This is a genomic window from uncultured Winogradskyella sp., from assembly GCF_947495255.1.
In the GTDB taxonomy this organism is placed as follows: Bacteria; Bacteroidota; Bacteroidia; order Flavobacteriales; family Flavobacteriaceae; genus Winogradskyella.
The window spans coordinates 69,969-89,668 of record NZ_CANLYI010000010.1 but is presented as its reverse complement, the minus strand read 5'-3'; the positions used below and the strand labels follow the sequence as shown (position 1 = coordinate 89,668).

At 33.5% G+C, this 19,700-nt stretch carries 26 protein-coding genes; 21 read left to right on the top strand and 5 right to left on the bottom strand.

What is annotated here, in order from left to right:
* Nucleotides 1-2: 2 nt before the first annotated feature.
* The gene (locus Q0807_RS16375; RefSeq protein WP_299111785.1) at nt 3-593 is read right to left on the bottom strand and encodes an FMN-binding negative transcriptional regulator; all 591 of its coding nucleotides are present in this window, start codon (nt 591-593) and stop codon (nt 3-5) included.
* 96 nt (nt 594-689) lie between these two features.
* Here Q0807_RS16375 and radC point away from each other — a divergent pair, with 96 nt between their 5' ends.
* Genes radC through Q0807_RS16355 form a run of 4 tightly spaced genes read left to right on the top strand, consistent with a single transcriptional unit; the run spans nt 690 to nt 4,226 of the window.
* Nucleotides 690-1,388, top strand: a complete 699-nt coding sequence (gene radC / locus Q0807_RS16370) for a DNA repair protein RadC (RefSeq protein WP_299111783.1) — start codon at nt 690-692, stop codon at nt 1,386-1,388.
* Between the two features lie 24 nt (nt 1,389-1,412).
* Nucleotides 1,413-2,708, top strand: a complete 1,296-nt coding sequence (locus Q0807_RS16365; protein ID WP_299111780.1) for a polysaccharide deacetylase family protein — start codon at nt 1,413-1,415, stop codon at nt 2,706-2,708.
* Complete coding sequence (locus tag Q0807_RS16360) at nt 2,705-3,391, top strand: YjjG family noncanonical pyrimidine nucleotidase (protein ID WP_299111778.1); 687 nt, start codon at nt 2,705-2,707, stop codon at nt 3,389-3,391. Before Q0807_RS16365 ends, Q0807_RS16360 begins: the two co-directional genes overlap by 4 nt.
* Before the next feature lie 10 nt (nt 3,392-3,401).
* The gene (locus Q0807_RS16355; RefSeq protein WP_299111776.1) at nt 3,402-4,226 is read left to right on the top strand and encodes a hypothetical protein; all 825 of its coding nucleotides are present in this window, start codon (nt 3,402-3,404) and stop codon (nt 4,224-4,226) included.
* Here the strand turns inward: Q0807_RS16355 and Q0807_RS16350 are convergent.
* Nucleotides 4,223-5,500, bottom strand: coding sequence for a replication-associated recombination protein A (locus Q0807_RS16350; RefSeq protein ID WP_299111774.1), 1,278 nt, complete (start codon nt 5,498-5,500; stop codon nt 4,223-4,225). The genes Q0807_RS16355 and Q0807_RS16350 overlap by 4 nt on opposite strands.
* A gap of 150 nt (nt 5,501-5,650) precedes the next feature.
* On the opposite strand from Q0807_RS16350, the gene Q0807_RS16345 reads away from it, so the two are divergent.
* Nucleotides 5,651-6,430: a rhomboid family intramembrane serine protease gene (locus tag Q0807_RS16345; RefSeq protein WP_299111772.1), complete on the top strand. Its 780-nt coding sequence runs from the start codon at nt 5,651-5,653 to the stop codon at nt 6,428-6,430.
* 44 nt (nt 6,431-6,474) lie between these two features.
* On the opposite strand, the gene rlmB is transcribed toward Q0807_RS16345, so the two are convergent.
* The 3 genes from rlmB to Q0807_RS16330 all read right to left on the bottom strand — a co-directional run bounded on the left by rlmB (nt 6,475) and on the right by Q0807_RS16330 (nt 10,565).
* Complete coding sequence (gene rlmB / locus Q0807_RS16340) at nt 6,475-7,209, bottom strand: 23S rRNA (guanosine(2251)-2'-O)-methyltransferase RlmB (RefSeq protein ID WP_299111770.1); 735 nt, start codon at nt 7,207-7,209, stop codon at nt 6,475-6,477.
* Nucleotides 7,210-7,277: 68 nt separating this feature from the next.
* Complete coding sequence (locus Q0807_RS16335; RefSeq protein WP_299111767.1) at nt 7,278-8,909, bottom strand: aryl-sulfate sulfotransferase; 1,632 nt, start codon at nt 8,907-8,909, stop codon at nt 7,278-7,280.
* A 45-nt stretch (nt 8,910-8,954) separates the two neighbouring features.
* Nucleotides 8,955-10,565 carry a POTRA domain-containing protein gene (locus Q0807_RS16330; protein WP_299111764.1) on the bottom strand — a complete coding sequence of 537 codons (1,611 nt, stop codon included), beginning with the start codon at nt 10,563-10,565 and terminating at the stop codon, nt 8,955-8,957.
* Between the two features lie 255 nt (nt 10,566-10,820).
* Between Q0807_RS16330 and rpsL the strand changes: the two genes are divergently transcribed.
* The 16 genes from rpsL to rplX all read left to right on the top strand — a co-directional run bounded on the left by rpsL (nt 10,821) and on the right by rplX (nt 19,698).
* Complete coding sequence (gene rpsL / locus Q0807_RS16325; RefSeq protein ID WP_019386263.1) at nt 10,821-11,195, top strand: 30S ribosomal protein S12; 375 nt, start codon at nt 10,821-10,823, stop codon at nt 11,193-11,195.
* A 22-nt stretch (nt 11,196-11,217) separates the two neighbouring features.
* The gene (gene rpsG / locus Q0807_RS16320) at nt 11,218-11,694 is read left to right on the top strand and encodes a 30S ribosomal protein S7 (protein ID WP_179339918.1); all 477 of its coding nucleotides are present in this window, start codon (nt 11,218-11,220) and stop codon (nt 11,692-11,694) included.
* 6 nt (nt 11,695-11,700) lie between these two features.
* Nucleotides 11,701-13,827, top strand: a complete 2,127-nt coding sequence (gene fusA / locus Q0807_RS16315) for an elongation factor G (protein ID WP_299111757.1) — start codon at nt 11,701-11,703, stop codon at nt 13,825-13,827.
* A gap of 11 nt (nt 13,828-13,838) precedes the next feature.
* Nucleotides 13,839-14,144 carry a 30S ribosomal protein S10 gene (gene rpsJ / locus Q0807_RS16310; RefSeq protein WP_007650482.1) on the top strand — a complete coding sequence of 102 codons (306 nt, stop codon included), beginning with the start codon at nt 13,839-13,841 and terminating at the stop codon, nt 14,142-14,144.
* Nucleotides 14,145-14,270: 126 nt separating this feature from the next.
* Nucleotides 14,271-14,888 (top strand): 50S ribosomal protein L3, encoded by a 618-nt coding sequence (gene rplC / locus Q0807_RS16305; RefSeq protein ID WP_299111755.1) that lies wholly within the window; start codon nt 14,271-14,273, stop codon nt 14,886-14,888.
* A complete protein-coding gene (rplD, locus tag Q0807_RS16300) occupies nt 14,888-15,517 on the top strand; it encodes a 50S ribosomal protein L4 (RefSeq protein WP_299111753.1) in 630 nt (209 codons plus the stop codon). Before rplC ends, rplD begins: the two co-directional genes overlap by 1 nt.
* Nucleotides 15,518-15,522: 5 nt before the next feature.
* A complete protein-coding gene (gene rplW, locus Q0807_RS16295) occupies nt 15,523-15,813 on the top strand; it encodes a 50S ribosomal protein L23 (protein ID WP_299111751.1) in 291 nt (96 codons plus the stop codon).
* Between the two features lie 12 nt (nt 15,814-15,825).
* The gene (gene rplB, locus Q0807_RS16290; protein ID WP_299111748.1) at nt 15,826-16,653 is read left to right on the top strand and encodes a 50S ribosomal protein L2; all 828 of its coding nucleotides are present in this window, start codon (nt 15,826-15,828) and stop codon (nt 16,651-16,653) included.
* A 10-nt stretch (nt 16,654-16,663) separates the two neighbouring features.
* Nucleotides 16,664-16,942: a 30S ribosomal protein S19 gene (gene rpsS, locus Q0807_RS16285; protein ID WP_157364594.1), complete on the top strand. Its 279-nt coding sequence runs from the start codon at nt 16,664-16,666 to the stop codon at nt 16,940-16,942.
* A gap of 5 nt (nt 16,943-16,947) precedes the next feature.
* The gene (gene rplV, locus Q0807_RS16280; RefSeq protein ID WP_299111740.1) at nt 16,948-17,355 is read left to right on the top strand and encodes a 50S ribosomal protein L22; all 408 of its coding nucleotides are present in this window, start codon (nt 16,948-16,950) and stop codon (nt 17,353-17,355) included.
* 9 nt (nt 17,356-17,364) lie between these two features.
* A complete protein-coding gene (rpsC, locus tag Q0807_RS16275) occupies nt 17,365-18,084 on the top strand; it encodes a 30S ribosomal protein S3 (RefSeq protein WP_299111738.1) in 720 nt (239 codons plus the stop codon).
* A gap of 20 nt (nt 18,085-18,104) precedes the next feature.
* The gene (gene rplP, locus Q0807_RS16270) at nt 18,105-18,524 is read left to right on the top strand and encodes a 50S ribosomal protein L16 (RefSeq protein WP_008269176.1); all 420 of its coding nucleotides are present in this window, start codon (nt 18,105-18,107) and stop codon (nt 18,522-18,524) included.
* A 12-nt stretch (nt 18,525-18,536) separates the two neighbouring features.
* Nucleotides 18,537-18,728, top strand: coding sequence for a 50S ribosomal protein L29 (rpmC, locus tag Q0807_RS16265; RefSeq protein WP_173281853.1), 192 nt, complete (start codon nt 18,537-18,539; stop codon nt 18,726-18,728).
* Nucleotides 18,729-18,745: 17 nt separating this feature from the next.
* Nucleotides 18,746-19,003, top strand: coding sequence for a 30S ribosomal protein S17 (gene rpsQ, locus Q0807_RS16260; RefSeq protein ID WP_092469501.1), 258 nt, complete (start codon nt 18,746-18,748; stop codon nt 19,001-19,003).
* Nucleotides 19,004-19,005: 2 nt separating this feature from the next.
* Nucleotides 19,006-19,374: a 50S ribosomal protein L14 gene (gene rplN / locus Q0807_RS16255; RefSeq protein WP_299111733.1), complete on the top strand. Its 369-nt coding sequence runs from the start codon at nt 19,006-19,008 to the stop codon at nt 19,372-19,374.
* Nucleotides 19,375-19,386: 12 nt separating this feature from the next.
* Entirely contained in the window at nt 19,387-19,698 is a 312-nt protein-coding gene (gene rplX / locus Q0807_RS16250; protein WP_299111730.1) for a 50S ribosomal protein L24, read from the top strand.
* Nucleotides 19,699-19,700: the final 2 nt, after the last annotated feature.

Below are 19,700 nucleotides of genomic sequence, written 5' to 3'. Positions count from 1 at the left end.
ATTTAAAACACTTTATCTAAAAATGATTTTATACTCTCTTTATTTGCTCTAAGTAATTCTTCTCTTGCAGCAATAGTATCGCTTGGTTTTTTATCTTGAGATAATTTAAATTTTCCTTCCCAATTGGTGATTGAAATTTCAAACATCTCAATGTATTTTAGGTTCGCATCTAAACGCGGATTTTCTGCTTCCAATACATATTTATGGTCAGGAGCTTCTAAAAATTCAGTCATTGTAATTAAGGATTGTTTCAAAGCCGCTTTACTTTCAATAGCTTTTACTCTTCCTTTTAAATGGACTTTGATGTAATTCCAAGTAGGAAGTTGAGTTGTAGCATAAATACTAGGTGAAATATAACATTCTGGTCCTCCGAAAATGAGTGTTACATTGTTATTGTTTTTTAATAATTCAGCATGCGGATTATTAATGTCTATATGTCCTATCAGTTTTTCCGTTTCATAAATTAAAGGCAAATGCGTAATTAAAGGCAGATTGTCTTTTACAGAAATAACTGTAGCTAAAGGATATGTTTTTATAACTTCAACCAAGTGATTAATGTTATCGTCTTGATGCTGTTTTGGAGGATAGGTCATCTTTTTCTGTTCTGAAATTATTTCAGAATCTTTTATTTTTTTTGTAATTAATGAAATTTATTGATGCTTAAATTTACAATTTTTTATCTTTAGAGCATGCCAGAGAAATCAAATTCATTTTCTATTAAAAATTGGTCGCAAGATGATCAGCCTCGTGAAAAATTAAGAGACAAAGGAAAAGCATCATTAAGCGATGCAGAATTAATAGCTATTTTAATAGGTTCTGGTAATAGAGACGAAAGTGCGGTTGCCCTTTGCAAGCGTATTTTTGCAAGTGTAGATAATAATTTAAATGCTTTAGGGAAATTATCTATTGCTCAGTTAATGGAGTTTAAAGGTATAGGTGAAGCCAAAGCTATTAGTATTGTTGCTGCTTTAGAAATAGGAAAGCGTAGACGCATAGAGGATGCACTTCAGTTAGATAAAATAACATCGAGTCGTTCCGTTTTTGAAGTGATGCAGCCTGTAATTGGAGACTTGCCACATGAAGAATTCTGGATTCTGTATCTCAATAATTCAAATAAAGTTATAAAGAAAAATCAATTAAGTAAAGGTGGAATCACTGGGACTTTAGTTGATGTAAGATTAGTACTTAAAAATGCTTTAGAAGTTGGAGCAGTGGCATTAATTTTGTGTCATAATCATCCATCTGGCACTTTAAAACCGAGCCAAGCAGACAAGGATATTACCAAGAAATTGAAACATGCAGCACAGAGTTTAGATATTTCGGTTTTAGATCATCTTATTGTAACAGAGAAAGCGTATTTTAGTTTCGCAGATGAAAACATTCTATAAATTTGAAGGCTGCCAACTGAAATTATGCTATTAGTTTATACACATAAAATCACACCTCGAGTTACCTATACGTTTAAGCATATTTGCAAGCGTATTTTGGGTATAGATGTGCGTTTTACATCTAAAGTTGAAGATTTTATTGCGCATGACAGTCTTAAAATGTCTTATGCAAAACAGCCTTTAAGTCATGAATTATTCATTAGAAGCCATGATTTATTGTTTGAACATGGTCTATCTGATGTCGATGTAAACGTGCAAAAATGGGTACACACTAAAGGTTTTTTTGCAACAGGAGATCGCAGTGCATTGCCCTTTGATATTTTTGCCTCATCATTTTATTTACTGAGCAGATATGAAGAGTATTTACCACACGTAAAAGATGATTACGGACGGTTTTTAGCATCAGAAAGTATAGCATACAAACATAAATTTCTTCAACAACCTGTTATTGATATTTGGGCTTATAAGCTTAAAGCTGTTTTAAAAGAGCGGTTTCCAGATTACAAATTTCCTCAACGTCATTATAAGGTTTTACCTGTAATTGATGTGCCTGTAGCTTATTATTTTAAGTATAAAGGTTTGTTGAGAACAGTAGGTGGTACCTTAAATGATATTAGGCGTTTTAAATTAAAACAATTGTACTCGCGTTATCTCGTTTTAATGGGTTTTAAGCGTGATCCTTATGATACATTTAAATGGATAATAAGAAAACAGAAGACGTGCGATTTTAAATTTATGGTGTTATTTTTAATTGGCGATTATTCCACTTTTGATAAAAATATTAATACCAATAAAAAGCAATTTGTGTCACTTATAAAATCTGTTGCAGATTATTGTGATGTAGGTATTAAGGCTTCTTATTTTGCACTAGATGATATCGAAATTTTAAAGAAGGAAAAACTTAAAATGGAATTCATTACTCATAATGGTATAAAGGCTGTACGTCATTCATTTTCAAAACTTAATTTGCCAACCTCATATCGTAATTTGGTGGAGTTAGAAATAAACCAAGATTTTACGATGGGTTATATTGACACCTTAGGTTTTAGAGCTGGTACATGTACACCGTTTCAGTTTTATGATTTAGATTACGAAGTGCAAACACCATTAAAAATTAATCCATATCAATGTTTAGATTTTGCCTTGCTTAAGTATAATTCAGAATTAGATAAGACTGAGCATTTGCAAAAAATAATTAATGAAGTTAAAGCTGTAAATGGTACATTTATACCAGTATTTCATAATTATGCTTTTAGCGATTTGGACCGTTGGAAGGGGTTTAGAAAATTATTTAATTTGATATTAGAATCAGCAGAATGAAGCATACAATAAAACATGTATTTTTTGATTTGGATCATACGCTTTGGGATTTTGATAAAAATTCGGGATTAACATTTGAGAAGATTTTTAGTCAGAACAATATTGAATTAGAGACTAAAGATTTTTTACCAATTTATGAGCCAATTAATTTAAGATATTGGAAACTTTATAGGGAAGAAAAAGTAACGAAATCTGCTTTGCGATATGGTCGGTTAAAAGAAGCATTTGATGGCGTTGGAGTAACTGTTTCTGATCATATGATTCATCACTTGTCAGAGGCTTATATTGATAATCTATCTACATTTAATCATCTGTTTGATGGTACATTTGAGATTTTAGATTATTTAAAAGAGAAATATACATTACACATTATTACAAACGGATTTGAAGAAGCCCAAGAAAAGAAAATGACCACTTCAAATATTAAAAAGTATTTTAAAACCGTTACTAATTCTGAAATGGTTGGTGTTAAAAAACCTAATCCAAAAATATTTAATTTTGCATTAGATTTAGCAAAGGCAAAGCCAATAGAAAGTATTATGATTGGTGATAGCTTAGAAGCAGATATTGAAGGCGCTCACAAAATAGGAATGGACACCATTCACTTTGACTATAAGGATTCTCATAATTCTGATAGTTTTAAAAGAATTACAAATTTAAAAGCAATAGAAAATCATTTATAAAATAAAAACGATGTTAAAGAAAATAATATTCACAGTTTCATTTATACTTATTAGTTTATACGGAATAGCTCAAAAAAACATTAATGACTATAAGTATATTATTGTACCAAAAGAGTACAACTTCTCTAAGTCAGAAGATCAATATCAGTTAAATTCTTTAACTAAGTTTTTATTCAATAAGTATGGCTATGACGCTTATTTTACTGATGAGTTGCCAGAAGATCTTAAGAGTGATCGTTGCTTGGCTTTAATGGCTTCAGTAACAAATGAAAAAGGGAGTATGTTTAAAACAAAATTACAAATAGAACTTAAAGATTGTTACGACGCTGTAGTTATGACATCTAAGATAGGAGAGTCTAGAATTAAAACTTACGATAAAGCTTATTCTCAAGCATTGAGAGATGCCTTTGAAACATTTAAGGAGTTAGAATATAGTTACGTTGCTGAAGAAGAAACTGAAAAACCGATGGTTGCCAAAGCAGAAACTAAAGCAGATAAAATTGAAACAAAAACGGTAGAAGCAACTAAAGAAGTTTCAAAGAAAGAGGAAGGAACATTAACTGGAGTTTTGGTCGCAGAAAAAGAAAACAACGTTAAAGTAGAAAGTCCTAATAAGGTAAAACGAGAATTATACTATGCACAAGAAATTGCTAATGGTTTTCAACTTGTAAATTCAGAACCAAGAGTTGTAATGGTTTTACTTAATACAGCGGCAATAGACGTGTTTATTGTTAAGGGAAAAAGTGCCATTGTTTTTAAAGAAGACGGTTTTTGGTATTATTCTGAAAATGATGGTGAGCTAGGAGAAAAGAAATCGATGAATATTAAATTTTAATAGCCATATTTATCTTTCCATAGAGTTTTTAGGAAATTACGTTGCGCCTGCTCTCTAGCATTATTTCCAGGATTGTATAAAGTTGTGTTTGCAATTTCTTCAGGTAGAAATTCTTGAGCAGCAAAATTATTCTCATAACTATGAGAATATTTATAACTATCACCATAACCTAATTCTTTCATAAGTTTAGTTGGTGCATTTCTCATCGCTATCGGAACAGATAAATCACCTGTGTCTTTTACCAATTGTTGCGCTCTATTAATAGCTTCATAAGCTGCATTGCTTTTAGCGGAACTAGCTAAATATGTTGCACACTGACTTAAGATAATTCGAGATTCTGGATGACCAATTACAGAAACCGCCTGAAATGTATTATTAGCAATAACTAAAGCTGTTGGGTTGGCATTTCCAATATCTTCACTTGCCAAAATTAAAAGTCGTCTTGCAATAAACTTTACATCTTCACCACCTTCAATCATTCGCGCTAAATAATAAACCGCTGCGTTTGGGTCGCTTCCACGAATCGATTTTATAAATGCCGAAATAATATCGTAATGCTGTTCACCAGCTTTATCATATCGAGCAGCTTTGTTTTGTACTTGTTTCATCACTAAATTATTAGTGATAATAATTTGGTCTCCTTCAAACGACGCGACTAGCAATTCAAATATATTAAGTAACTTTCTGGCATCTCCTCCAGATAAACGTAATAAAGCTTCCGTTTCTTTTAATTCAATATTTAATTTTGAAAGGGTGTTGTCTTCAGTTAAAGCACGTTCTAATAAGGCTTCTAAATCCGTTTTGCTAAAGGCATTTAAAGTATAGACTTGGCATCTCGACAACAAGGCAGAAATAACTTCAAAACTTGGGTTTTCAGTAGTTGCGCCAATTAAGGTAACCCAACCTTTTTCAACGGCTTCTAAAAGTGAATCTTGTTGAGATTTACTAAATCGATGAATTTCATCAATAAACAGAATGGGATTTTTTGCAGTGAATAAACCACCACTTTTCTTGGCCTTATCAATAACCTCTCTAATATCTTTAACACCAGAGTTAATAGCACTGAGTTTAAAAAATGGACGTCCAGATTCGCTAGCAATAATATTTGCAAGTGTAGTTTTTCCGATGCCTGGAGGGCCCCAAAAAATCATTGAAGGAATAACACCACTTTTAATTTGCTGATACAACATTCCGTCTTTACCCACTAGATGTTGCTGGCTTAAATAGTCATTTAATGTATTTGGTCTAAGACGTTCGGCTAAAGGCGTGTTCATGTTTCAAAATTACAAAATGCTTTTGTGATGTGTTCATTTAATGAAAGAATTTCATCTTAAAACTATTAATGTTATTATTCTTGTTTCTGACAATATTGCAGATATTCTTATTTTGGTTATAATTTTGAGAGAGATTATGTAAATAATAGCATGAGTAATAACCAACATTTTAAATATTCAAATAGTATTATTGTCTATCCGTTGACAATTTTGTTTGCAGTTTGGTTGGTGTTTTGGTATCAAGTTAGAGTTGATAGTGGAATTAAGAATTTTGGAATTAGACCACAAAAAATTGAAGGCCTATTGGGAGTTGTTACGAGCCCATTTTTACATGGAGATATCAATCATATTTATAATAATTCTGTTCCTTTATTAGTGCTCAGTATAGCCTTGTTTTATTTTTATAATAAAATAGCCTGGAAGGTTATTGGGTTTGGAATTTTGCTTTCTGGATTATTAACATGGTTAATTGCTAGTAATGGAAACCATATTGGAGCCAGTGGTTTAGTTTATGTATTAGTTAGTTTTATATTTTTCAAAGGTATTTTTGCTAAACATTACCGACTTATTGCATTGTCATTATTAGTTATTTTCCTTTATGGAAGTATGATTTGGTATGTGTTTCCAATTAAGAGTGGCATGTCTTGGGAAGGCCATTTGTCTGGCTTAATTACAGGTTTAGTATTTGCTTTAATTTTTAGAAATCAAATTGCAAAACCGAAACGTTACAAATGGGAAGAGCCATATTATAACGAGGACGATGATCCATTTATGAAACACTTTGATGAAAACGGAAACTTTATTGAATTAGAGCCGGAAGAAATTGAAATCGAAAATGAATCTAAACTAGAATTAGAACAAAATGAGATAACCTCAAGTCATCAGAATAGTGTAAATATCAACTATACTTTTAAAAAAAATAGCGAGTAAGTATACTCAGTTGTCACTGGTTTTTTCAGATTGAAGACTTCTGTTTAACTACGTTGTCTCACAGCTTCATATAAAAAGGCACCACATGCTACAGAAACATTTAATGATTCAATTTCACCTAATATAGGTAGCTTAGCTTTGTCATCTACAACTTTTAAAACTGAAGGGTTTATTCCTCTACCTTCAGAGCCCATAATTATAGCGCAAGGTTCTTTAAACGACACATCGTATAAATAATTTTCTGCTTTTTCAGTAGCCGCAATTACTCTAATACCAGAAGATTGCATATGGAAAACTGCATCTTTTATGTGGTCGACTTTACAAATAGGAATTTTAAAAATCGCACCTGCACTTGTCTTAATAGTATCTCCATTAATTGGTGCGCCACCTTTTTTCTGAATGATTATGCCATTCACGCCAGTACATTCTGCAGTTCTTACAATTGCTCCAAAATTTCTAACATCACTTAATTGGTCTAGTAATAAGAATAGAGGCGTTTTATCAGATTGAAGAACGCTCATTACCAATTCATCGATATCATGAAAAGCAATTGGTGAAATTTGGGCTACAGCACCTTGATGGTTTCCTCGTGTTAAACGATTTAATTTTTCAACTGGTACATAAGAGGAATTGATACTTTCAGAACGAATTAAATTTTCTAATTCTTTAAAGAGATCACCATGTAGTCCTTTTTGTAAAAAGACTTTGTCTATAGTTTTACCTGATTTTACGGCTTCAATAATAGCTCTAATACCAAAAATTGTGGTTTCGTTTTCCATGTTGCAAAGGTATAAAAAAACCATCCTGAAAAAGGGATGGTTTATTAAATATATTAGATAGATTAAGATTAATTTTTAATCACCTTTTTTGTGATAATTTTAGATTCAGAATAAATTCTTAAAAAGTAGATTCCATTTGCTTCATTAGACAGATCTAAAATATTAGAGTGAGATTCATTTACTTTACGTCCTAATGTAGTATAAGCTTCTATTTTGTCTATAACGATATTAGAGTTAATGTTTATTTGTGCTTTGGTAGGGTTAGGGTGTAAACTGATAGTTACTTGAAGAGTATCTATGATACCTAAAGTTTGACATGCACTGATATCAGGATTGAGTTCTAATGGTGTGCTAGGTGTTAAATCTTTCCCAGTAAAAGCAGCATATGTAGGAGCATATTTTATACCTCTAAAGGTTGTGTTTGTAAATGTCGAAGGTTCTGTTTCTTGTTCAGCGATATTACCGTTAGTTGAATTCACAGGATTAATATATTCCCAAACTATATATTCTGAGGGTGTAATTTCAAAAAATCTACCATTAATACCTTCGCAAATTAAAGTATTACCATTTGGTAGACGTTGAGCACTACTTAAAATATTAGAGAAAAACTCATTTGGTGATGTTGTGTTAAAGTATATGTATTCAGGGTCTTGCGGACCAAATGCCGTGTCAGATTGGTACGTGTAAACTCCAGGGCTATTAGTTTCGGGATTAATAATAAAAACTTCTGAAAATAAAGGTGATCTGCCGTTACCGTTATTATATATTATTATTTTTCCAGCATCTACTAATCCGTTTGAAATAACATGAGGATAGTGCTGGCCATAAAGCTTTCTGTTGGTTTCAGTGCCTTGATTGTAAGATTGTGGATTTCCCCAACGGTATAACAAATCACCACCCTTATTGTAGATTCCTCCAGAACTGCTAGCAGCCTCTGCCGTAGAGGTAGAGTGGTCTATAATATAAATTTCGCTTAAATTTCTTGAACTTATAACAATTTGATCAAGGACTGGGTTAAATTGAATAGAATTAAAATGAAGCCAATTAGAGCCGCCTGACCCACCATTTAAGAAGTTGATGTTCAATTTCTCTGGGCTTAATCCAACATCACCAAAATTGTCTTTACTATTATCAAAATCTTGAACTAAATGGTCTTTTACATTCCATTCCCATACCACTGTTGCGTTATTAGAATCAACAGGTGTTACTTCAATTATTTGTTCGTTATATAAATCAGATTCAGTTAAATTCATTGGGTTTCGACCTGCTTGGAGTGCTTCACTATTTGTCATGCGTGTTACGGCCAAAATGAGCACGTTACCATTTGGCATTGGGTATACATCATGATGTTGTCTCATCATAGGTGTATCATAAAAATATTGCCAAGTCAGGTTGCCGTCCCAATCAAAAATTTCAATCACTCCGCCTTGTCCACCAAAAGATATATCAGAACTATTTGATCTACCTGCTCTCAGTATGTTACCATTTTCCAATAGATAAACAGCATTACCAGGAGGGAAACTACTAGACCATTGATTAATTAATTCTCCACAATTATTAATTAAATACGTATCGTTTTGTGATGTAAATAAAGTGTAACCTTCATAGACTCCTTCTGAGATTACTGTAGTCCCTATGGTATTCTGAGAAAAAGTAAAATTTATTGTACTTAATAAAGTAAAAAGTAGTTTTCTTAACATAGTGTAATTTTTTTCAGAACAAATCTAGCGTATTAATTTTAATTCTTAAAAAGTAGCTGTTAAGCTTAAATGGACTTTAGAATCTGATAGCTTAAAAGGTCTGCTTTCACTTTTACCACTAGAATAATTCAACCTAAATAAGCCAGCATTGGTTAATAGGCCTAAACCAAAGCCAAAGCCAAAAAGTTTTTCTTTGTTGTTACTGAGTTTGTGTTCAAAATATGCAGCATCAAAAACGGAATGAACATATATACTATTACTTAATCGATATCTGTATTCTGTATTTATTACGCCATAAAGATTAGCAACTAAACTGTTTTCTTCAAATCCGCGGATAGAATTGATGCCTCCAAATCTAAATAGCTCATTGTCTAAATAATCATTAGAAGTTAAAGTAGCTCCATTTAATCTGGTGTAGATACTATTTTTATTGTTTAGATTAAAAATTTTATAAGTGTCAAAACTAAAAACACTTTGTTTTTGTTTGCCTAAGTTGTTATCTCGATTACCAAAACTTGATGAAAAATCGAACCAAAAATTAATTGGAAATAAAGGGTCTAACGGTTGAGTTCTGGTATAATTATACTGTAAAGTATAATAATTTGTTGTATAATCATTTAATATGTCAGTATCAGATGCTAATAAATTTGTGGAATTAGTTGTAGCAATACCAATACCAATTTTATGCTGTGTATTTATTTGGTAATTGACTTTTGCATATTGATTGGCATTTAAGAAAGTAGAGTCTTTTCTAAAAATTTTTAAACCAACTTGAATCCCAATTGGAGTAGAGAATAAATATGGTATATCGGCATCAACTTTAAAAGTTTGTTGGTCAATCTCATCGCTTTTGTAAAAGAGATTTAAAGTTTCTCCATAATTAAGATTATTAATTAATCTTAAATCTAAATAACCATCAAATTCAATCTTGTTGGTGCTTTCGTTGGTTCCAAAACCTAAAAAACCATCAAAGTTATTGGTTTTTGTTTTTTCTACATATATATATAAGGTCGTAGAATCCTGTGTAAAAAGAACTTCAGGGTCTTTTATCTTACTTGCGAATCGCAACTCATTTAATAATTCAACCTTTTTTTTAATAGCATTTAAGTTGAAAGATTTGCCTGTTTTTAGTTTTAAGAAATGTTTTACATAAGACATAGGGAATTTATCATAACCTTTAATAATAATATTATCAATGCGCCTTTTTTGATTAGAGACAATTTTTAAATCTGCTATTATTAGATTAGGCTTTAGTTTAGATAGATTAATAAGTTGTAGAGTTGAAAATGGATCACCTAACTCAGCTACCTTAGCGTTTAAATTATCTAAGTAACTTTCAATCTCTGTTATTTCTAAATCTATATAATCTTCACCTTTAGTGCTGTTAATTAGGTTAGGATAGGTTTCTTTAAAATTTGATTTTAAATATATTCTAATACGATTTACTTTATCCCCTAAGTAGAGTTTGGCCTCAAAAAGAGAATCGTTTTGTTTTGTGATGCTTTCAATTGATGTATCGATATAGCCATGTTTAGTTAATTTGGTCTTTAGTCTTTCAACTTGATTTAATAAACTAATATAATCATCAAAGCTTTTGCTGTAGTTGAGGGAGTCAATTATTGAAGTCTTTTCATTACTTTCTCCTAAAATTTTCAAATTAATGGATTGCCCTATACTCTGATTTGAAAAAATCAAAGTAAAAACAAGTATAATGATTCGACTGTAAAATGGCATGGATGCTAAATAGAGTAACTTTTATGTTAACGTAAAAATAGCTGATATTATATACCAATGAAATGAAAGTTTATATTTCTTTTAAAAATTAATTCCCAAGTGTTTGAATAATAGATATTAATTCATACCTTTGCAGCCCTCAAAAGTGAGGGTTAATAAAATTTTATATAGAAATATATGCCAACAATTTCACAATTAGTACGAAAAGGAAGAGCCAAAATAACCAAGAAGAGTAAATCGGCTGCTTTAGATTCGTGTCCTCAAAGACGTGGTGTATGTACTCGTGTTTATACAACGACACCTAAAAAACCTAACTCAGCAATGCGTAAGGTAGCAAGGGTTCGTTTAACAAACGGAAACGAAGTAAATGCATACATTGGTGGAGAAGGTCACAATTTACAAGAGCACTCGATAGTATTGGTTAGAGGTGGAAGGGTAAAAGATTTGCCAGGAGTTAGATATCACATCGTTCGTGGTGCTTTAGATACAGCAGGTGTATCAGGAAGAACACAACGTAGATCTAAGTATGGTGCAAAACGCCCTAAGAAGTAATTAAAAACTTTAAGAAGAAGACATGAGAAAAAGAGCAGCAAAAAAGAGACCGCTTTTACCAGATCCAAGATTTAATGATCAGTTAGTAACACGTTTTGTTAACATGATGATGTGGGATGGTAAGAAGTCTGTAGCTTTTAAAGTATTCTATGATGCAATTGATATTGTTGAGGAGAAAAAAAATGATGACGAAAAAACAGCTTTAGAAATTTGGAAAGAAGCTTTATCTAACGTAATGCCTCACGTAGAAGTACGTAGTCGTCGTGTTGGTGGTGCTACATTTCAGATTCCAATGCAGATTCGTCCAGACCGTAAGGTTTCAACTGCGATGAAATGGTTAATAAGCTTTTCACGTAAAAGAAACGAAAAATCTATGGCGCAACGTTTAGCATCAGAAGTTTTAGCTGCGGCTAAAGAAGAAGGAGCAGCGGTTAAGAAAAGAACTGATACTCACAAGATGGCTGAGGCTAACAAAGCATTCTCTCACTTTAGATTTTAATAAGAAATGGCAAGAGATTTAAAATATACAAGAAATATTGGTATTGCAGCGCATATTGATGCTGGTAAAACCACGACGACAGAACGTATTCTTTATTATACAGGAGTTTCACACAAAATTGGTGAAGTTCATGATGGTGCTGCAACTATGGACTGGATGGAGCAAGAGCAAGAAAGAGGTATTACAATTACTTCGGCTGCGACAACTTGTGAGTGGAAATTCCCTATTGAAAATGGTGAACCAACTGCAGATGCAATGGATTATCATTTTAATATTATTGACACACCTGGTCACGTTGATTTTACGGTTGAAGTAAACCGTTCATTACGTGTACTTGATGGTTTAGTATTCTTATTTAGTGCAGTTGATGGTGTTGAGCCACAATCTGAAACTAACTGGAGATTAGCAGATAACTACAAAGTGCCACGTATTGGTTTCGTTAATAAAATGGATCGTCAAGGATCTGACTTTTTAGGTGTTTGTCAGCAAGTAAAAGACATGTTGAAGTCTAATGCTGTGCCAATCGTTTTAAACATTGGTGATGAAGATGACTTTAAAGGTATTATAGATTTAGTTAAGAATAGAGCTATCGTATGGCATGATGAAACTCAAGGGGCAACTTTTGATGTTATTGAAATTCCAGAAGACCTTAAAGCTGAAGCTAGAAAGTATAGAGCATTATTAATAGAGGAAGTAGCTAGCTACGATGAGAACTTACTAGAGAAGTTCATGGAAGATGAAGATTCTATTACAGAAGACGAGGTGCATGCTGCACTTAGAGCTGCTGTTATGGATATGGCGATTATTCCTATGGTTTGTGGTTCTGCTTTTAAAAATAAAGGTGTTCAGTTCTTATTAGATGCTGTATGTCGTTATTTGCCTTCTCCTATGGATAAGGAAGGTATTATTGGTGTTAATCCAGATACTGATAAAGAAGAAATTCGTAAGCCAGATGTAAAGGAGCCTTTTGCTGCTTTAGCATTTAAAATTGCTACTGATCCTTTTGTTGGTCGTTTAGCATTTTTTAGAGCATATTCTGGTCGTTTAGATGCAGGTTCTTATGTGTTAAATAATCGTTCTGGAAAAAAAGAACGTATTTCTCGTATTTACCAAATGCATGCTAACAAGCAAAATGCAATTGATTATATTGAAGCTGGTGATATTGGAGCTGCTGTTGGATTTAAATCTATCAAAACAGGAGATACGCTTACCGCTGAGAAATTTCCTATTGTTTTAGAATCTATGGACTTCCCTGATCCAGTAATTGGTATTGCGGTTGAGCCTAAGACTAAAGCTGATGTTGATAAATTAGGAATGGGATTAGCTAAATTAGCGGAAGAGGATCCTACATTTACTGTACGTTCAGACGAAGCTTCTGGTCAGACTATTATTTCTGGTATGGGTGAGTTGCACTTGGATGTAATTGTTGATCGTTTAAAACGTGAGTTTAAAGTTGAGGTTAACCAAGGTCAGCCACAAGTTGAATATAAAGAAGCTATTACAAGATCTGCTGATCATAGAGAAGTTTATAAGAAACAATCTGGTGGTCGTGGTAAGTTTGCTGATATCGTATTTACGATTGAGCCAGCTGATGAAGGTGTTGTAGGTCTTCAGTTTGAGTCTGTTATTAAAGGTGGTAACGTTCCTAAGGAATTTATCCCTTCAATTGAAAAAGGATTCAAAATGGCAATGGTAAATGGTCCATTGGCAGGATTCGAAGTAGATGCAATGAAAGTAACATTGAAAGATGGATCTTATCATGATGTGGATTCGGATCAATTATCTTTCGAATTAGCAGCGAAACTTGGATTTAAGAATTCAGCGAAAGCAGCTAAAGCGGTTATAATGGAGCCTATTATGAAACTTGAGGTAATTACTCCTGAAGAAAACATGGGTGATATTGTAGGTGATTTAAATAGAAGAAGAGGTCAAGTTAGTGACATGGGTGATAGAGCTGGTGCAAAAACTGTAAAAGCAACCGTACCATTATCTGAGATGTTTGGATATGTAACAACATTAAGAACATTATCATCTGGTAGAGCAACTTCAACAATGGAGTTTTCACACTATGCTGAGACACCTTCTAATGTTTCAGAAGAAGTTATTAAAGCAGCTAAAGGCGTTGAATCGTAAATCTTAAGAAAATGAGTCAAAAAATCAGAATTAAATTAAAATCTTACGATCACAACTTGGTGGATAAATCTGCTGATAAGATTGTAAAAACGGTAAAAAGTACAGGTGCTGTAGTAACGGGTCCAATTCCATTGCCAACACACAAGAAGATTTTCACTGTATTACGTTCACCACACGTAAATAAGAAGTCTAGAGAACAATTTCAATTAAGCTCTTACAAGAGGTTATTAGATATTTATTCTTCATCTTCTAAAACAATTGATGCTTTAATGAAACTTGAATTGCCGAGTGGAGTTGAAGTTGAAATAAAAGTGTAATTGAACACTAACATGTCCTAAGCTGCGTGCGAAGGAAAAACGGTAAAAAATACAATTCAAGGCTGAAACGTATTTTTCAGCCTTGAATTTTGAATAACAAATAGTAATAATTAATAAATAATAAATATGTCTGGGTTAATTGGAAAAAAAATCGGTATGACCAGCATCTTCGATGAAAATGGAAAGAATATTCCATGTACAGTAATCGAAGCTGGACCATGTATCGTTACCCAAGTCAGAACTGAAGAAGTGGATGGTTATTCAGCCCTTCAATTAGGTTTCGATGACGCGACAGAAAAGAGCGCTACTAAAGCAGACTTAGGTCATGCTAAAAAAGCGGGTACTTCTGTAAAACGCAAAGTTGTTGAATTCAAAGGTTTTGATTCGGAGTACAAGTTAGGTGATTCTATCACTGTAGATCAATTCACAGAAGGTGAATTTGTAGATGTTGCAGGAACTTCTAAAGGTAAAGGTTTTCAAGGTGTTGTAAAGCGTCATGGATTTGCTGGTGTAGGTCAAGCGACACACGGTCAACATAACCGTTTAAGAGCTCCAGGTTCAATTGGTGCAGCTTCTTATCCTGCGAGAGTATTCAAAGGAATGAAGATGGCCGGAAGAATGGGTGGTGAAACAGTTAAAGTTCAAAATTTAAGAGTTTATAAAGTAGTTGCTGAAAAGAACTTACTTGTGGTTAAAGGATGTGTTCCTGGTCATAAAAACTCTTATGTAATTATTCAGAAGTAATGAAGGTAGCAGTTTTAGATATAAACGGAAAAGACACTGGGAGGAAAGCTGAGCTTTCTAAAGAAGTGTTCGCTATAGAGCCTAATAATCACGCTGTCTATTTGGATGTTAAGCAATACTTAGCAAATCAAAGACAGGGTACACATAAGGCTAAAGAAAGAGCAGAGATTGTTGGTAGTACACGTAAGATTAAAAAACAAAAAGGTACTGGTACTGCAAGAGCAGGTAGTATTAAGTCTGGTGTATTTAGAGGAGGTGGACGTATGTTCGGTCCTAGACCAAGAAACTATAGTTTTAAATTAAATAAAGGTTTAAAACGATTAGCAAGAAAATCTGCATTAAGTATTAAGGCAAATGATAAGTCAATTTTAGTAATGGAAGATTTCAGTTTTGATGCTCCAAAAACTAAAAATTTCGTCAATGTTTTAAAGGCTTTAGAGGTTGAAAACAAAAAATCTCTTATTGTGTTGGGTGGCTCAAATAATAATGTATATTTGTCCTCACGCAATTTTAAGGGTTCAGAAGTTGTAACAACCTCTGAATTAAGCACTTATAAAATTATGAATGCTAACAAAGTTATTCTTATTGAAAGTGCATTAGAAGGAATTGAATCGAATTTAAGTAAATAGAACAGATGAGTATCTTAATAAAACCTATAATCACAGAAAAGGCGACTATGCAAAGTGAGTCGTTGAATGCGTTTGCATTTCAAGTGAATCCAAAGGCGAACAAGGTAGAAATCAAAAAAGCGGTGGAAGCTGCTTATGGAGTTTCTGTTGAAAAAGTTCGTACAATAAATGTCCGTCCAGAAAGAAGAACACGTCACACAAAGACTGGTATTCAACATGGTAAAACAAATGCTGTTAAAAAAGCAATTGTACAACTGGCGGAAGGTGAAGTAATAGATTTATACACTAACATGTAATTTTAGACGTTAATGTCAGTAAGAAAATTAAAACCAATCACATCAGCTCAGCGATTTAGAGTAGTAAATGGATTCGACGCCATAACTACTGATAAGCCGGAAAAAAGCTTGCTTGTTCCGAATAAAAGATCTGGTGGTAGAAACAGTCGTGGAAAAATGACTATGCGCCATATTGGTGGTGGTCATAAAAAGAAGTATCGTATCATTGATTTTAAACGTAACAAAGCGGGAGTACCTGCTGAAGTTAAGTCTATCGAATATGATCCAAACAGAACAGCATTTATTGCTTTACTTAATTACCAAGATGGTGAGAAACGTTATGTTATCGCTCAAAATGGTTTACAAGTAGGTCAAAATATAGTGTCTGGTGAAACAGGTATTGCTCCAGAAATTGGAAATGCAATGCCATTAAGTGAAATACCTTTAGGTACAATTATTTCTTGTATAGAGTTACGTCCTGGTCAAGGAGCTGTTATGGCTCGTAGTGCTGGTGCTTTTGCTCAGTTAATGGCAAGAGGTGACAAATTTGCAACTGTTAAGTTGCCGTCAGGTGAAACTAGAATGATTCTAATTACTTGTATGGCTACAATAGGTGTGATATCTAATTCAGATCATCAATTATTAGTATCTGGTAAAGCAGGTAGAAGTAGATGGTTAGGAAGACGTCCAAGAGTTAGACCAGTAGTGATGAATCCAGTCGATCACCCAATGGGTGGTGGTGAAGGTAAGTCTTCAGGTGGTCATCCGAGGTCTAGAAACGGTATTCCTGCTAAAGGATTTAGAACACGTTCTAAGACTAAGTCGAGTAATAAGTATATTGTAGAACGTAGAAAGAAATAATTAAGATAGTATGGCACGTTCATTAAAAAAAGGACCTTATATCCACTATAAGTTAGAAAAGAAAGTTGCAGATAATGTGGCTTCGAACAAAAAGACGGTAATTAAAACTTGGTCTAGAGCATCAATGATATCTCCGGATTTCGTTGGTCAGACTATTGCAGTTCACAATGGTCGTCAATTTGTTCCAGTATATGTTACTGAAAACATGGTAGGTCATAAATTAGGAGAATTTTCACCGACAAGATCTTTTAGAGGTCATGCTGGTGCTAAGAATAAAGGTAAAAAATAAGAATCATGGGAAGTCGTAAAAAACAAATGGCGGAAGCTATTAAGGCTGAAAAAAAGCAGATTGCTTTTGCTAAGCTAAATAACTGTCCTACTTCACCTAGAAAAATGCGTTTAGTTGCGGATTTAGTAAGAGGTCAAAAGGCAGAGAAAGCTCTTCAGATTCTTAGATTTAGCCAAAAAGAAGCGTCTCGTCGTTTAGAGAAACTTGTTATGTCTGCAATTGCAAACTGGCAAGCAAAAAACGAAGATGCTGATGTTGAGGAAGCTAATCTTTTTATTAAAGAGATTAGAGTAGATGGTGGAGCAATGCTTAAGCGTTTAAGACCAGCACCTCAAGGTAGAGCACATAGAATTAGAAAGAGATCTAATCACGTAACAGTGGTTGTAGATGCAATAAACAAAACACAAAGCTAAGATAGAGATATGGGACAAAAGACAAATCCAATCGGAAATCGCTTAGGAATTATCAGAGGATGGGAATCTAACTGGTACGGAGGAAACGATTATGGTGATAAACTTGCCGAAGACGATAAGATTAGAAAATACGTTCACGCGCGTTTATCTAAAGCTAGTGTAAGTAGAGTAATTATTGAGCGTACGCTTAAACTTGTAACCGTTACTATCACTACTGCAAGACCTGGTATCATTATCGGGAAAGGTGGCCAAGAGGTAGATAAGTTGAAAGAAGAGCTTAAAAAGATTACTGGTAAAGAAGTTCAATTGAACATCTTTGAGATTAAAAGACCTGAGCTAGATGCATACTTAGTAGCAGCAAGTGTAGCTCGTCAAATTGAGAGTAGAATTTCTTATAGACGTGCTATAAAAATGGCTATTGCAGCTGCCATTCGTATGAATGCAGAAGGAATCAAAATTCAGATTAGTGGTCGTTTAAATGGTGCTGAAATGGCACGATCAGAGCACTATAAAGAAGGACGTATTCCTTTATCTACATTTAGAGCTGATATTGATTATGCTCTTGTAGAAGCACATACTACTTATGGTAGATTGGGCATCAAAGTTTGGATAATGAAAGGCGAAGTGTATGGTAAAAGAGAATTATCACCATTAGTTGGCTTATCTAAACAACAAAAAGGTAAAGGTGGACGTGGTGGAAACAAGAACCAATCTCGTCGTAGAAAGTAATTTTTTAAAGAAAAGACAAAATGTTACAGCCTAAAAGAACAAAATTTCGTAAGCAGCAAAAAGGACGTATGAAAGGTAATGCGGGAAGAGGTCATTTGTTATCAAATGGTACTTTCGGTATTAAGTCACTTGAATCGACTTTTATTACTGCACGTCAAATAGAAGCAGCACGTATTGCAGCAACTCGTTACATGAAAAGAGAAGGGTCGTTATGGATTAAAATTTTTCCAGACAAACCTATAACAAAGAAACCTCTTGAAGTACGTATGGGTAAAGGTAAAGGTGGTGTTGAATATTGGGCAGCAGTTGTGAAACCAGGACGTATGTTATTTGAAATAAGTGGTGTGCCATTGGACGTAGCGCAAGAAGCTTTACGTTTAGCAGCACAGAAACTTCCGGTAAAAACTAAGTTTATCATAGCTAGAGATTACGAAGCTTAATAAAAAGATATTATGAAGCAATCAGAAATTAAACAGCTTTCAACAGCTGAGTTACAAGAGAAACTTAGTGAGACTAAAAAGAGTTATACTGACCTTAAAATGGCTCATACTATTTCTCCTTTAGACAATCCAATTCAGTTACGTGTCGCTCGTCGTGCAGTAGCTAGAGTGGCAACCGAATTAACTAAAAGAGACGTACAATAATTGTATTCTGCTGAAAGATGGAAAAAAGAAATTTAAGAAAAGAACGTATAGGGATCGTAACTAGTAACAAAATGGAGAAATCTATTGTGGTTGCTGAAGTTAAGAAAGTAAAACACCCTATGTATGGAAAATTCGTGTTAAAGACAAAAAAATATGTCGCACACGATGAGACAAACGACTGCAACGAAGGAGATACTGTAAAGATCATGGAAACACGACCTTTAAGTAAGTCTAAATGTTGGAGATTAGTAGAAATAATTGAAAGAGCGAAGTAATTATGGTACAACAAGAATCAAGATTAAAAGTAGCTGATAACACTGGTGCAAAGGAGGTTTTAACTATCCGTGTATTAGGAGGAACTAAAAGAAGATACGCTTCTGTTGGAGATAAGATTGTTGTAGCTGTAAAAGATGCAACACCTAACGGAAATATCAAAAAAGGTGCTGTTTCTACAGCAGTTGTTGTGCGTACTGCTAAAGAAGTAAGACGTCCAGATGGGTCTTACATTAGATTTGACGACAACGCATGTGTACTTTTAAATCCTCAAGGAGAAATGAGAGGAACACGTGTTTTTGGTCCTGTAGCTAGAGAACTTCGTGATAAACAATTCATGAAAATTGTATCATTGGCACCAGAAGTGCTTTAATTGATAAATAAAATGACAAAGCTTAAAATAAAATCAGGAGATACGGTAAAAGTTGTTGCTGGAGACCATAAAGGTTTAGAAGGTAAAGTACTTAAAGTATTAATAGATAAGAACAAGGCCATTGTAGAAGGTGTAAACATGGTTAAGAAACATACTAAACCAAGTGCACAAAACCCTCAAGGTGGTATTGTAGAGAAAGAAGCATCAATTCATATTTCTAACTTAACATTGTTAACTTCAAAAGGTGAAGCAACTAGAGTTGGCTACAAAATGGATGGTGATAATAAAGTGAGATTTTCTAAAAAATCTAATGAAGTAATTTAATT

What these genes read in the sequence shown, in the direction of transcription:
- Q0807_RS16375 (WP_299111785.1), bottom strand. Translation starts at nt 593, where the DNA reads ATGACCTATCCTCCAAAACAGCATCAAGACGATAACATTAATCACTTG.
- radC (WP_299111783.1), top strand. Translation starts at nt 690, where the DNA reads ATGCCAGAGAAATCAAATTCATTTTCTATTAAAAATTGGTCGCAAGAT.
- Q0807_RS16365 (WP_299111780.1), top strand. Translation starts at nt 1,413, where the DNA reads ATGCTATTAGTTTATACACATAAAATCACACCTCGAGTTACCTATACG.
- Q0807_RS16360 (WP_299111778.1), top strand. Translation starts at nt 2,705, where the DNA reads ATGAAGCATACAATAAAACATGTATTTTTTGATTTGGATCATACGCTT.
- Q0807_RS16355 (WP_299111776.1), top strand. Translation starts at nt 3,402, where the DNA reads ATGTTAAAGAAAATAATATTCACAGTTTCATTTATACTTATTAGTTTA.
- Q0807_RS16350 (WP_299111774.1), bottom strand. Translation starts at nt 5,500, where the DNA reads ATGAACACGCCTTTAGCCGAACGTCTTAGACCAAATACATTAAATGAC.
- Q0807_RS16345 (WP_299111772.1), top strand. Translation starts at nt 5,651, where the DNA reads ATGAGTAATAACCAACATTTTAAATATTCAAATAGTATTATTGTCTAT.
- rlmB (WP_299111770.1), bottom strand. Translation starts at nt 7,209, where the DNA reads ATGGAAAACGAAACCACAATTTTTGGTATTAGAGCTATTATTGAAGCC.
- Q0807_RS16335 (WP_299111767.1), bottom strand. Translation starts at nt 8,909, where the DNA reads ATGTTAAGAAAACTACTTTTTACTTTATTAAGTACAATAAATTTTACT.
- rpsL (WP_019386263.1), top strand. Translation starts at nt 10,821, where the DNA reads ATGCCAACAATTTCACAATTAGTACGAAAAGGAAGAGCCAAAATAACC.
- rpsG (WP_179339918.1), top strand. Translation starts at nt 11,218, where the DNA reads ATGAGAAAAAGAGCAGCAAAAAAGAGACCGCTTTTACCAGATCCAAGA.
- fusA (WP_299111757.1), top strand. Translation starts at nt 11,701, where the DNA reads ATGGCAAGAGATTTAAAATATACAAGAAATATTGGTATTGCAGCGCAT.
- rpsJ (WP_007650482.1), top strand. Translation starts at nt 13,839, where the DNA reads ATGAGTCAAAAAATCAGAATTAAATTAAAATCTTACGATCACAACTTG.
- rplC (WP_299111755.1), top strand. Translation starts at nt 14,271, where the DNA reads ATGTCTGGGTTAATTGGAAAAAAAATCGGTATGACCAGCATCTTCGAT.
- rplD (WP_299111753.1), top strand. Translation starts at nt 14,888, where the DNA reads ATGAAGGTAGCAGTTTTAGATATAAACGGAAAAGACACTGGGAGGAAA.
- rplW (WP_299111751.1), top strand. Translation starts at nt 15,523, where the DNA reads ATGAGTATCTTAATAAAACCTATAATCACAGAAAAGGCGACTATGCAA.
- rplB (WP_299111748.1), top strand. Translation starts at nt 15,826, where the DNA reads ATGTCAGTAAGAAAATTAAAACCAATCACATCAGCTCAGCGATTTAGA.
- rpsS (WP_157364594.1), top strand. Translation starts at nt 16,664, where the DNA reads ATGGCACGTTCATTAAAAAAAGGACCTTATATCCACTATAAGTTAGAA.
- rplV (WP_299111740.1), top strand. Translation starts at nt 16,948, where the DNA reads ATGGGAAGTCGTAAAAAACAAATGGCGGAAGCTATTAAGGCTGAAAAA.
- rpsC (WP_299111738.1), top strand. Translation starts at nt 17,365, where the DNA reads ATGGGACAAAAGACAAATCCAATCGGAAATCGCTTAGGAATTATCAGA.
- rplP (WP_008269176.1), top strand. Translation starts at nt 18,105, where the DNA reads ATGTTACAGCCTAAAAGAACAAAATTTCGTAAGCAGCAAAAAGGACGT.
- rpmC (WP_173281853.1), top strand. Translation starts at nt 18,537, where the DNA reads ATGAAGCAATCAGAAATTAAACAGCTTTCAACAGCTGAGTTACAAGAG.
- rpsQ (WP_092469501.1), top strand. Translation starts at nt 18,746, where the DNA reads ATGGAAAAAAGAAATTTAAGAAAAGAACGTATAGGGATCGTAACTAGT.
- rplN (WP_299111733.1), top strand. Translation starts at nt 19,006, where the DNA reads ATGGTACAACAAGAATCAAGATTAAAAGTAGCTGATAACACTGGTGCA.
- rplX (WP_299111730.1), top strand. Translation starts at nt 19,387, where the DNA reads ATGACAAAGCTTAAAATAAAATCAGGAGATACGGTAAAAGTTGTTGCT.